Origin of the sequence: Alkalihalobacillus sp. BA299 (genome assembly GCF_017745675.1) — a bacterium.
GTDB lineage: Bacteria > Bacillota > Bacilli > Bacillales > Bacillaceae_F > Alkalihalobacterium.
This window is the reverse complement of the sequence record NZ_JAFLJM010000011.1, coordinates 1-11651: the sequence shown is the minus strand read 5'-3', so window position 1 is coordinate 11651 and position 11651 is coordinate 1. Positions and strand designations below refer to the sequence as shown.

Annotated in this window: 10 protein-coding genes; 8 read left to right on the top strand and 2 right to left on the bottom strand. The window is 38.0% G+C overall.

Features of this window, described 5'->3' with window-relative positions:
- The first annotated feature begins 137 nt into the window (after positions 1 to 137).
- A complete protein-coding gene (gene murC / locus J0N78_RS14845) occupies positions 138 to 1436 on the top strand; it encodes a UDP-N-acetylmuramate--L-alanine ligase (protein WP_209123902.1) in 1299 nt (432 codons plus the stop codon).
- A gap of 124 nt (positions 1437 to 1560) precedes the next feature.
- Here the strand turns inward: murC and J0N78_RS14840 are convergent, their stop codons facing one another.
- Entirely contained in the window at positions 1561 to 2676 is a 1116-nt protein-coding gene (locus tag J0N78_RS14840) for an aminopeptidase (RefSeq protein ID WP_209123901.1), read from the bottom strand.
- 327 nt (positions 2677 to 3003) lie between these two features.
- Here J0N78_RS14840 and J0N78_RS14835 point away from each other — a divergent pair, with 327 nt between their 5' ends.
- The 3 genes from J0N78_RS14835 to ytxJ are packed head-to-tail and all read left to right on the top strand — an operon-like array spanning position 3004 to position 4264.
- Entirely contained in the window at positions 3004 to 3438 is a 435-nt protein-coding gene (locus J0N78_RS14835) for a DUF948 domain-containing protein (protein ID WP_209123900.1), read from the top strand.
- 15 nt (positions 3439 to 3453) lie between these two features.
- On the top strand, positions 3454 to 3921 hold the full coding sequence (locus J0N78_RS14830) for a YtxH domain-containing protein (RefSeq protein WP_209123899.1): 468 nt from the start codon (positions 3454 to 3456) through the stop codon (positions 3919 to 3921).
- A gap of 16 nt (positions 3922 to 3937) precedes the next feature.
- Positions 3938 to 4264, top strand: a complete 327-nt coding sequence (gene ytxJ / locus J0N78_RS14825; RefSeq protein WP_209123898.1) for a bacillithiol system redox-active protein YtxJ — start codon at positions 3938 to 3940, stop codon at positions 4262 to 4264.
- 170 nt (positions 4265 to 4434) lie between these two features.
- Here the strand turns inward: ytxJ and J0N78_RS14820 are convergent, their stop codons facing one another.
- On the bottom strand, positions 4435 to 6606 hold the full coding sequence (locus J0N78_RS14820; protein WP_209123897.1) for a cell division protein FtsA: 2172 nt from the start codon (positions 6604 to 6606) through the stop codon (positions 4435 to 4437).
- 215 nt (positions 6607 to 6821) lie between these two features.
- On the opposite strand from J0N78_RS14820, the gene J0N78_RS14815 reads away from it, so the two are divergent.
- The 4 genes from J0N78_RS14815 (at position 6822) to motS (ending at position 10965) form a co-directional block, all read left to right on the top strand.
- Complete coding sequence (locus J0N78_RS14815; RefSeq protein WP_209123896.1) at positions 6822 to 7898, top strand: bifunctional 3-deoxy-7-phosphoheptulonate synthase/chorismate mutase; 1077 nt, start codon at positions 6822 to 6824, stop codon at positions 7896 to 7898.
- Between the two features lie 301 nt (positions 7899 to 8199).
- Entirely contained in the window at positions 8200 to 9210 is a 1011-nt protein-coding gene (gene ccpA, locus J0N78_RS14810; protein WP_209123895.1) for a catabolite control protein A, read from the top strand.
- Between the two features lie 209 nt (positions 9211 to 9419).
- Positions 9420 to 10229 (top strand): flagellar motor protein MotP, encoded by an 810-nt coding sequence (motP, locus tag J0N78_RS14805; RefSeq protein ID WP_209123894.1) that lies wholly within the window; start codon positions 9420 to 9422, stop codon positions 10227 to 10229.
- Positions 10216 to 10965: a flagellar motor protein MotS gene (motS, locus tag J0N78_RS14800; RefSeq protein WP_209123893.1), complete on the top strand. Its 750-nt coding sequence runs from the start codon at positions 10216 to 10218 to the stop codon at positions 10963 to 10965. Before motP ends, motS begins: the two co-directional genes overlap by 14 nt.
- The last annotated feature ends 686 nt before the right edge of the window (positions 10966 to 11651 follow it).

Genomic DNA, 11651 nt, shown 5'->3' with positions numbered 1-11651 from the left:
TTCTGTTATAATAAATCTTTGTATGACGTATCCTAATTAAAAATATTTATTCCCCAATTTAGTGGAATTTTCATACATAAGTAGTAATAGTGCTTTTTAATGGAAAAGATATCATCATTTATTTGGAGGTCCAGTCAATGACTGTTTACCATTTTATTGGAATTAAAGGATCGGGAATGAGTGCATTGGCCCAGGTCATGCATGATATGAATTATACTGTTCAAGGTTCTGATGTTGACAAAGTCTTTTTTACACAAAAACCGTTGGAAGAAAAAGGTATACCAATTTTTTCATTTAATGCAGAAAACATTGAGGAAGGGCAGATTGTAATCGCTTCTGCTGCTTATAAAGATGATCATGTAGAAATTAAACGAGCTAAGGAAATTGGGCTTGAGGTTTATCCCTACCCCACTTTTTTAGGAGAATTTATAAAAAAATTTACGAGCATTGCTGTAACTGGCGCTCATGGTAAAACGTCGACAACTGGACTATTAGCACATGTTTTGGGAGAGGCGCAACCAACCTCCTTTTTAATTGGTGACGGTACGGGCAAGGGAGCCCAAGATAGCAAGTATTTTGTATTTGAAGCATGTGAGTACCGGAGACATTTTTTAAATTATACACCTGATTATTGTATTATGACGAATATTGATTTTGATCATCCCGATTACTTCAAAGACGTTGATGATGTGTATTCAGCCTTTCAAGAAATGGCTATGCAAGTAAATAAGGCGATTGTAGCTTGCGGTGACGATCAATATTTACAGGAAATTCATGCAAATGTACCGGTTGTTTTTTATGGTTTCGGCGAACATAATGATTTTCAAGGAAGAAATGTGCAAGTGACAGATTCAGGGCTTTCATTTGATGTTTTTGTCAGAAATAACATCTACGGTACTTTTACGATCCCTGGATATGGAAAACATAATGTTCTTAATGCTTTGGCCGTGATTGCGTTATGTCATTATGAAAATGTACCAGCTGAAGTATTAAAGGAACACCTAGCAACTTTTCAAGGTGTAAAGCGTAGATTTAGCGAAACATTTATAAATGAACAAGTGTTGATAGATGATTATGCTCATCACCCAACTGAAATTTATGCGACAATTGATGCATCAAGGCAAAAATATAAAGAAAAAGAAATTGTAGCCATTTTTCAACCACACACATTTACTAGAACGAAAGCGTTTTTAAATGAATTTGCTAATAGTTTGAATGAAGCAGATAAAGTTTACTTATGTGATATATTCGGTTCAGCTCGTGAAGACAAAGGAAGTTTAACAATTGATGACTTAAAGGAATTAATTCCTAATAGTGAAGTTATCGATGAAAGTGAAGTTGAAAAGCTCAAAATGCACGAAAATGGCGTTTTATTATTTATGGGTGCTGGTGACATTCAAAAGTTTCAAAATGCGTATGAAGAGGCAATTAAATAAGTCTAGTACTAAAGCAGAAGACGAGGAGGACCTCAGCAGCTTCTGCTTTTTTGACTGCACCTGTCTTCAATTATTTAAGAATGTTGGAGACAGTTTCTAATAAAGCAAGTAATACGTAAAAAGGTTACTTAAGGTTTTCTGGATTTAGCGCTTCTAACTCAGGGATAACAAAGCGACCGTCTTTACGGATGAGGACATCGTCAAAGTACATTTCTCCGCCACCATATTCAGGGCGTTGGATCATGACTAAGTCCCAATGGATCGCAGAATAGTTATCATTATAAGCGTCATCGTAACATTGCCCTGGTGTGAAATGGAAGCTACCATCAATCTTTTCGTCGAAGAGGATGTCCTTCATAGGATGAAGGATATAAGGGTTTACACCAATGGCGAACTCTCCAACAAAGCGAGCGCCTTCGTCTGTATCAAGAATTTTGTTAATTCTTTCATTGTCATTTGAAGATGCTTCAACAATTTTACCACCCTTAAATGTAAACTGGACGTTATCAAACGTAAAACTCTGATATGGTGAGGGTGTATTAAATGAAATCGTACCGTTTACTGAGTCTTTAACGGGTGCTGTATACACTTCTCCATCTGGGATATTCATATGGCCGGCGCATTTAATTGCTGGAATGCCTTTAATGGAGAAGGTCAAGTCTGTTCCTTGACCTTTAATTTGTACTTTATCCGTTCTGTTCATTAAATCAACAAGTGCATCCATTGCTTTGTCCATTTTCCCATAATCTAAATTACACACATCAAAATAAAAATCCTCAAAACTTTCCGTACTCATATTCGCTAATTGTGCCATTGATGAGGAAGGGTAGCGCAGTACACACCATTTTGTTTTAGGAACTCGTATTTCTCTGTGAACTTTGGTGCCAACGGTTTTACTATGTATTGCCATTTTTTCAGAGGGAACATCACTTAACTCAGAGATGTTATCACCCGCACGTAAGCCGATATACGCATCCATTTCTTTCATCACATTTGCTTCAAATTGTGCCGTTAATGCTTGCTGTTCTTCTGATGCATTCATTAGGATCGCCCGATCGACATGATGATCTTTTAAAGTAACGAAAGGCAAACCACCTGCTTCGTACGCCTCTTGAACAAGGGCGTTCACTAATTCTTTTTGTAGCCCGAAATTCTCTATTAATATTTTTTCACCTTTTTGAAGGCGTACAGAGTAATTAATAAGATTTTTGGCTAAAGTTGTAATCCTTGGATCTCTCATGGAAGTTTCCCCCTAATTAATCGATTGCTTTATCTTATTGTATACGATTCAACGGAATTATAGTAGCAGTGAGCTTAATTATTAAGTTTGTGAGTGAAGCTATATTTTAAATAGGCTCTATTCTCAAAGAGTGTTGCTTTTAGCTTTTGGACCGTAAGCCAAGCGGATGCTTGGCTCTTCACGCATAGCGTGAAGGTTTTGAAAATAAAACAGCCTTTAAATAAATGAAGGAAAATCTTACTTCATGTAGAAGTTATTATCAAGTCTCCGTTTAAAAATACTTCTAAGTGGGTAAATAGCATGATGTAGGGAGGTGGAGAAAAAACAATGATTATCGTTTACATAAGTGTAGCAGTTGTAGCAATAGCCTTTTTCATATTAGTCATTTACCTTATCCAAACGCTGAAGTCCGCTACGAAGACATTGAATAATGTGGCGGATACTGTTAGTAGTTTAGAAAAGCAATTACAAGGAGTTACAAGAGAGACCGAACATTTACTCCAGAAGACAAATCGACTTGCAGATGACATACATGACAAATCACAAGCCTTGAATACGATGTTTGACTCGGCAAAAGAATTAGGTCAATCGGTGCAAACCGTCAATAACTCTTTAAAAAAAGTATCAAACACTGTTGCAAGGCAATCCGATCAACAATCCGCTCAAGTTGCTCAAGTTGTTCAATGGGGAAATGCAGCCATTGACTTATATTCGAAGTGGAAAGAAAAAAAGCAACAACATCCTAATGATGTTAATTCATAAAAGGAGGAATTTGATATGGGTGATATGAATACGAAAGATTTTTTAATCGGCTCTTTAATTGGTGGAATTGTAGGTGCTTCAGCAGCTCTTCTTCTGGCTCCAAAATCTGGTAAGGAGCTTCGTACTGAAATTAATGAACAAGCACAAATGGCAAAGGAAAGAACGACGAAATTAACGAACTCAGCCTATGAAAGAGGAAATGAATGGGCATCACTAGCGAAAGAAAAATCGTCTAACCTTGCCAAAACCGTATCAGAGCAATCTTCTCAAGTCGTGGATAAAGTTAAGGAAGTTACAAAAAATATTAAGAATGATGTAGAGGATGCAAATAGCTCTGCTGAAGACTTGGTAGCAGATGTATCTGATCAAGTGACTGAAAGTAGCGAAGACCTAAAAGAAAATATTCAACAAGAAGTAGAAAACATGCATAATACCATTACAGAAGAAACAGAAAAACGAAGAGAAGCAGCGGAGCAAGTATAAAGGAGCAAATATCCAAATGCAGAAAGTAAATACAATCGAAGAGTTCACACAATTATTAAATGAGAATGATAAATTATTTTTATTGAAAAATAGCACAACTTGTCCAGTAAGTCATGAGGCTTATAAGGAATTTACAAAATTTGCTGAAGCAGAGCCTGGTGGAACGTTTTTTTACTTAAACGTTCAAGAAGCACGTCCTTTATCAAATGCTATTGCAGAACAATTTGAAGTCAAACATGAATCTCCACAAGCTCTATTATATTCAGGTGGAAAAATCGTTTGGCATGCCTCCCACTGGAATGTGACAGCTTCTAAATTGAAGGCGGAATGGAATAAACTTTAATATCGCTAAAAAGAGTGCAGTAAAATATCAGTTCTATCAACACTTGTTATAGTAAGACCGCATAAACTTATGTGGTCTTGCCAAATGAAGCAAAATAAACATGAAATAATCGCATTGGAAGTTTCAATCCAATGCGATTTTTCATGTTCATATAATTGTTATTTTTATTTTTATTCTGCATTAAATGACTTAAAACGAACGAAGCGAACCTCAAGCTTATCCCCACTATAAATGGTTTCACTAAAAGAAGCGTCTATACCGTTTTTGAGGACGACTACTCGTTGATTAGGTTGTGGAACAATATCAAAGTCAACGTACCGAAAAATATCTTGAAAAATAAACGGTTCATGGTCTGAAGTAGAAAGAGATAAAGATTCACCTAGCACTAAAGGAGCATCATTTTCTATAGGTTTTGTTCCTCGCATGACTCTAACGGAAGACTTGACTAGCTGAACAGGGTCACCATTAAAAAAAATGGAAATTGATTGTTCAGTTGTGCCGTTCAAGCTTGCGAGTAGGTCTGATGTTGTTACATGATTTTGAACTATAGAAATGTTCAATAGATCCCCACTCTTTATAGACGAATGTAAGCTAGCTGCTGTACCATTTATGGTGATTGTGCTCTTAGGTGGTATTGTTACTTTATTACCATCGACATAAACGTAAAACGGTGTAAGAGACGTCATTTCATCTACGTAATGGAGAGTAGTCAGAACATCTTTAACGGTCTTTGGTAGTTGAATGGATAAATCATCTCGTTCATGTAGCCATTCTTCACGATTAGCCCGTCGTCCGTTTTTTAAAATACACGCAGTTACTGAAATAGGCTGATTGTTGAGCGTTATATTTACAGATGGTATGTCCTCGATAATGTCTGAGACTTTAGCAGTGGCAGCAGCACCATCTTTTCCTTTTTCAGTTGAAATTGTATCATTGGCTTCTAAAGGAGAGTCAAGCGATACTTTATCCCCATTTTTTAAAATGGTAGGTGGTTCCCCGTGAAATCCAGGAATCGTTACGAGCTGTCCGTTGACATAGATCATCATCGCACTTCCAGGTCTTCCATATAATTTTGATATTTCAACTCCAGCAGCAAGGAGCCCATCCCCGACCGTTAATTTTTTTACATCAAATACACGAATGGTCCGTCCGTTGACGGTAATACTTATGTATTCAATAGGGTTTTCTTTCGCAGCAATCGCTATTCCTATTGGTGTAACAAGTTCAGGACCAGCCTTCATTCCCTCTGTGGATGCTAGTGTTTTAATGGCATCTATCCCCCGGATGGCGACGCGGTTTTCTGGAAGGTGTAGTGCCTTTGCAATGTATGTTGTTAGACGTGGTGTCATACTCCCCCCACCAACTAACATGACTGCTTTAGGTGCTTTTCCGTTGAGCTCTAATATTTGGGCAGTAATTGAGCGGGCTAATTCAGTAATGGTTTCTTCAACTGCTTGTATTACTTCATCTCTATGAAATGTGGTTTCGAAGCCAAGAATATCGGTAACAGTTACTTCTTCTTTTTCAGATAATTGTCTTTTAATAAGTTCAGCATCAGGAAAATCAAGTAAGAAATGATCACTGATTGCTTCTGTTACCTCATCACCAGCAATTGGAACCATCCCATACGCTGTTACGGTTCCTTCATCCGTAATGGCAATATCAGAAGTTCCGGCACCAATATCGACGAGTGCTACATTTAACCTTCGCATGGATGGGGGTATCAGAACATTAATCGCGGCAATCGGTTCAAGTGTTAAAGCTTCTAGCTCTAAATCACTACGCTGTAAAGCTGCAAGTAAGGACTCAACAACGACTTTCGGTAAAAATGTTGCGATCACTTCAACAGTTGCCGTTTGACCTGATTGATCAAGAAGACTACCAATTTTTTCACCATCAAGTCGATAATCAAGAACAGAATAACCCACGCAATAATAATTAAAGCTTTCTTGATCTTGAAAGTCGTTTGCTAGTGAAAATTGTGCTTGCTGTACAGCACTTAATTCTAAGTGAAGAATATCATCCTGATTAACGAGATTCTTCCCAGCAATATTTAGCTCCACTTTGGCACGCTTTGTCTTTAACGATCGTCCTGCAGCTGCTACGCAAACTTTTTTTAATTTTCCGTGCTTTTCCTCTAATTGTGATTTTATTTTAATAATTAATTCAGAAACAGATAAGACATTATGAATTTGGCCATCTAACATTGCACGTTCAGAATGCTCTTTTGAAATAACATCGATCACTTGATAGTTATTTTTTTCCTCCTGTAAAAGGAGCCCAACGACAGATCGAGTTCCAATATCTAAAGCAAATATAGGTAAATTTTCAATTCTGTTCATATGTAACACCTTCTTAAAATGTATTTCATACACTATTAAATCAACATTTATACGCTTTTTTTAAATAATAAATTTCACTTTAGTGCTTAAAAGCGTTTAATCAATAAAGAAAAAAATCGTGACATATAGTAAAATATCGTATATAATAATCCCTAATCATTAGAAATGTACCATATTTCTTAAAACTTTGAAACATACAAGAAGGAGTGGGAGAGTTGAGTAACGAGCAGTTAGATAATTTAAGAGACAAGTTAGATGAGGTTAATTTACAGCTATTAGAGCTAATTAATGAGCGTGCCCGCTTAGTGCAAGAAATCGGTAAGGTAAAAAATAAGCAAGGTGTAAACCGATTTGATCCAGTTCGTGAGCGTAAAATGCTTGATTTAATTGCTGAAAATAATAATGGGCCGTTTGAGACATCAACATTACAGCATCTGTTTAAACAAATTTTCAAAGCAGGATTAGAGCTTCAAGAAGATGATAATCGCAAAGCACTACTTGTTTCTCGTAAAAAGCATCCTGAAGATACAATTATTGATATTAAAGGAGAACTCGTTGGTGATGGTCAGCAACGTTTAGTCATGGGACCATGTGCTGTTGAAAGCTACGAGCAGGTTGCTGCTGTTGCTAAGGCTATGAAAGAACAAGGCATGAAATTATTACGTGGTGGTGCGTTTAAACCTCGTACATCGCCGTATGATTTCCAAGGACTTGGACTTGAAGGTTTACAAATTTTAAAACGAGTAGCTGATGAATATGATATGGCTGTCATTAGTGAAATTGTTCGTCCTGAAGATATTGAAGTAGCAGTAGAATACATCGATGTTATCCAAATCGGTGCACGTAACATGCACAACTTTGAATTATTAAAAGCAGCAGGATCTGTTAATAAACCAGTCCTATTAAAGAGAGGTCTTTCTGCAACAATTGAGGAATTCATTAATGCTGCAGAATATATTATTTCAAAAGGTAATGGCAATATTATGCTTTGTGAGCGTGGAATTCGAACATACGAAAAAGCAACACGTAACACATTAGATATTTCTGCTGTACCAATTTTGAAACAAGAAACACACTTACCAGTATTAGTGGATGTTACTCACTCTACTGGACGTAGAGATTTATTACTTCCTACTGCAAAAGCTGCACTAGCAATTGGTGCTGATGCGGTTATGGCGGAAGTACACCCAGATCCTGCGGTAGCACTTTCAGACTCTGCTCAGCAGATGGATATCGGGCAGTTTAAGGAATTTGTAAGTAACCTTAGAGAGTCTGGACTTTACAAATTTTAATATTCAAAATAGCAAGCCTTCTACCATTGTTTTGTAGAAGGCTTTTTGTCGGAATAAAATTAGGTATAGGAAATATATGTTACGGACATTGCTAAAGATAGGATAATATACGTACATTAAGGAGACGTATCGACACTTTTCTACATAAAATAAGGAAATTCAAAAACTTTACTCAAAAATACTCATAATGTTGTCGATATAACTATTGTAAACAGATTGCGGAACCTCCTTAATGTATCGTATGATAACAATACAATTAAACCTAGTTATAAAAAGTTAATTAATATAGAGGAGGATCATCGTGAATACGACAATTTATGATGTAGCAAGAGAAGCAGGAGTATCAATGGCAACCGTTTCTCGTGTTGTGAATGGAAATCCAAATGTAAAACCAGCAACTCGAAAAAAAGTAATGGAGGCAATCGAGCAACTCGGTTACAGACCAAATGCAGTTGCTAGAGGGTTGGCTAGTAAAAAAACGACGACAGTCGGTGTAATTATCCCCGATATTTCAAGTATTTTCTTTGCGGAGTTAGCTCGTGGGATAGAAGATATTGCAACGATGTATAAATATAATATTATTCTTTGTAATTCAGATCAAAACAAAGACAAAGAAATTCGCCTCATTAATACATTACTAGAAAAGCAAGTGGATGGCATCGTCTTTATGGGAGGGCAAATTACAGAAGAACATGCTGCACAATTTAAGAACTCACCTGTTCCGGTTGTTTTAGCAGCTACGTTAGATTCAGAGAAAAAGATCCCGTCTGTTGTTATTGATTATCAACAAGCTGTTTTTGATGCCATCAATCATTTAATTTCGGAAGGCCATAAAAAAATTGGTATGCTTTCAGGTCCTCTTGAAGATCCGGTAAATGGGTACCAAAAGTTTGCAGGCTATCGCCAAGCCATTGAGGAAGCTGGATTAACATTTAATGAAGAATTGATAAAAATCGGGGATTATACGTATGACTCTGGTATTGAAGCAATGCAAAGCTTTTTAGAGATGGAAGAAAAGCCGTCTGCAATATTCGCATCTACCGATGAAATGGCATTAGGAATCATTCACGGGGCACAAGATAAAGGGTTTAATGTTCCGAATGATTTTGAAGTCATAGGCTTTGACAATACTCGTCTAGCAACAATGGTTCGTCCAACCTTAACGACGGTAGTACAACCTATGTATGATATCGGGGCTGTATCCATGCGATTACTAACAAAATTTATGAACAAAGAAGAAGTCACAGACCATATTGTCGTTCTGCCACATCGGATAGAGTTTAGAGATTCTACCGTTCATAAAGAAAGTTAAACATCGTCTTAAAGAGTAAGTTTAAAAAGGAGGACAAAAAGAGCCGAGAAGGTTGAGGCGGCGAAGGTTCGAGCAGCGCAGTGTATGTTTTTAATACATGAGCAGCACAGAAGCAAGCCAACGAAGAGATTCGACAGCTATTTTTCCTGGACTTTTTAAACATCGTCTTAAAGAGTAAGTGGTAGTGGGCAAAGATTAGGGAGAGGAATATGAAAAAGTTCGATATATTAACGGTTATAGGTATCTTTGTAGGGATTTTAGTGCTATTATTAGCCATTTTTTCTAATTCAGGTCCATCTGGTGTTGTGTTTTTTATCCAAATCGCATCAATATTAATTGTTTTTGGTGGTACATTAGCAGCTACAGTTATTAATTTTACGATTGCTGATGTAAAAGTTTTGCCAAAAGTGTTTATGGAAGCTTTCCGGCATGAAGATCATAACTTAAACCAATTAATAGAAACATTTGTTGAGCTATCAGGGAAAGCGAGACGTGAAGGTTTATTAGCTCTTGAGGCAGGGCTAGAAGAAGTAGAGGACCCATTTATTAAAAAGGGTGTTTTACTTGCGGTTGACGGAATTGAACCAGATGTCATCAAAGATATTATGATGGCTGAGGTTATTGCGATGGAAGAAAGACACCGAAAAGGACGAGCGATCATTGTAAAGATGGGAGAATATGCTCCTGCTTGGGGGATGATTGGAACGCTCATCGGTCTTGTACTTATGTTACAAAACTTAAATGATCCAGCTACTTTAGGGCCAAATATGGCTGTGGCATTATTAACGACTCTTTATGGGACAGTTTTAGCTAATTTAGTCTTTTTACCGATGGCTTCAAAACTTGAAAATAAAACGGAACAAGAAGTGTTTGTGAAGCAAATTATCGTTGAGGGAGTTATTGGTGTCCAATCAGGTCAGAACCCGAAAATATTAGAAGAAAAACTAAGTGCATTCATTCCAAAAGGAAAAAAAGCAAGTGAGAATGAAGAGACGAGTGGTTTAAATGTTGAATCGTAGACGTCGTCAAGAAGATAAAGGTGCTCCAAAATGGATGGTCACTTTTTCGGATTTAATGACTCTTATTCTAGTATTCTTCATTCTATTATTTTCGATGTCTGTCGTAGATGCTGAGAAATTCCGCGCAATCGCAGAATCCTTTCAACAACGTCAAGTTCTAGATTTCCTGCCTTCAGCCATTGAATTTGAAACTCCAAAAGAAGATAGAGGCGAACAACGAAGAGACCCCTTTGACGAAGGGAAATTTGGTGGAGAACAAGATGTAGATATGGATGAGCTCTTAGAAGAGGTTCAAGAATTTTTGGTAACCAATGATTTAAACGAATTGATATCAGCAACTCGTGATGATAGGGGAGTTGTTCTTGTACTTCAAGAGCGGACGTTATTTGAAACAGCTGAAGCTGATGTACTACCAGACGCGAGACCGTTTTTAGATAAAGTTGGGACATTACTTGCTGCGATACCTAATATGGTAAAAGTAGAAGGACATACGGACTCAAGACCAATTTCAACGTATCGTTATCCATCAAACTGGGAGTTATCCGGAGCTCGTGCAAGTAGTGTTATTCGTTATTTAGTCGATAATCATGACCTTGAAGCTAACCGATTTATTGCAACAGGATATGGTGATACTCGTCCAGTTGTACCAAATACAACTGTAGAAAATTTACAAACGAATCGCCGTGTCGTTATTGTAATTTCTGACCCTACCTACGAAACAGATGAAACATTCTAAGGGGACTCATTATTTTGAGTCGCCTTATTTTTTTGCAATCATCTGAAAAGCGTAAGCGCCCGTTTAGCGGCGTATGGACTGGAGCCCTCCGAATGAGATAAAGGAAACACGACGAAGCGTTAGAGAGGCGATGTTGACTTATCGTAAGGAGGAGAGCGAAGTCCACTAGACGCTGGGCGCTGCAGCTAGACAAGAAAAGCGTAAGCGCCCGTTTAGCGGCGTATGGACTGGAGCCCTCCGAATGAGATAAAGGAAACACGACGAAGCGTTAGAGAGGCGATGTTGACTTATCGTAAGGAGGAGAGCGAAGTCCACTAGACGCTGGGCGCTGCAGCTAGACAAGAAAAGCGTAAGCGCCCGTTTAGCGGCGTATGGACTGGAGCCCTCCGAATGAGATAAAGGAAACACGCCGAAGCGTTAGAGAGGCGATGTTGACTTATCGTAAGGAGGAGAGCGAAGTCCACTAGACGCTGGGCGCTGCAGCTAGACAAGAAAAGCGTAAGCGCCCGTTTAGCGGCGTATGGACTGGAGCCCTCCGAATGAGATAAAGGAAACACGCCGAAGCGTTAGAGAGGCGATGTTGACTTATCGTAAGGAGGAGAGCGAAGTCCACTAGACGCTGGGCGCTGCAGCTAGACAAGAAAAGCGTAAGCGCCCGTTTAGCGGCGTATGGACTGGAGCCCTCC

What these genes read in the sequence shown, in the direction of transcription:
- J0N78_RS14830 (WP_209123899.1), top strand. Translation starts at nt 3,454, where the DNA reads ATGGGTGATATGAATACGAAAGATTTTTTAATCGGCTCTTTAATTGGT.
- J0N78_RS14820 (WP_209123897.1), bottom strand. Translation starts at nt 6,606, where the DNA reads ATGAACAGAATTGAAAATTTACCTATATTTGCTTTAGATATTGGAACT.
- ytxJ (WP_209123898.1), top strand. Translation starts at nt 3,938, where the DNA reads ATGCAGAAAGTAAATACAATCGAAGAGTTCACACAATTATTAAATGAG.
- motP (WP_209123894.1), top strand. Translation starts at nt 9,420, where the DNA reads ATGAAAAAGTTCGATATATTAACGGTTATAGGTATCTTTGTAGGGATT.
- J0N78_RS14840 (WP_209123901.1), bottom strand. Translation starts at nt 2,676, where the DNA reads ATGAGAGATCCAAGGATTACAACTTTAGCCAAAAATCTTATTAATTAC.
- J0N78_RS14835 (WP_209123900.1), top strand. Translation starts at nt 3,004, where the DNA reads ATGATTATCGTTTACATAAGTGTAGCAGTTGTAGCAATAGCCTTTTTC.
- motS (WP_209123893.1), top strand. Translation starts at nt 10,216, where the DNA reads ATGTTGAATCGTAGACGTCGTCAAGAAGATAAAGGTGCTCCAAAATGG.
- murC (WP_209123902.1), top strand. Translation starts at nt 138, where the DNA reads ATGACTGTTTACCATTTTATTGGAATTAAAGGATCGGGAATGAGTGCA.